1 pseudogene is annotated in these 297 nt (G+C 65.7%); it reads left to right on the plus strand.

The window, feature by feature from the left end:
• Nucleotides 1-297, plus strand: a pseudogene (locus tag SB753_RS36250) (aminoacyl-tRNA hydrolase); the annotation flags it as partial.

The following is a 297-nucleotide window of genomic DNA, read 5'->3' on the forward strand; positions in this document are numbered from 1 at the left end:
TGCCGCCCGGCAGTGTCAAGCTGAAGCTCGGCGGCGGCAGCGGCGGTCATAATGGTTTGAAGGACATCACCGCACATCTGTCGTCGCAGCAGTATTGGCGGCTGCGCATCGGCATCGGCCATCCGCGGGATTTGATTCCCGAAAGCGCGCGCGCCGGCGCCAAGCCGGACGTCGCCAACTACGTGCTGAAGCCGCCGCGCCGCGAGGAGCAGGACGCGATCGACGCGGCCATGGAGCGTGGGCTGGCAGTGATGCCGCTGATCATCAAAGGCGAGCTTGAACGCGCGATGATGCAAC

The organism is Paraburkholderia sp. SIMBA_053 (assembly GCF_046534895.1).
Lineage (GTDB): Bacteria > Pseudomonadota > Gammaproteobacteria > Burkholderiales > Burkholderiaceae > Paraburkholderia > Paraburkholderia caledonica.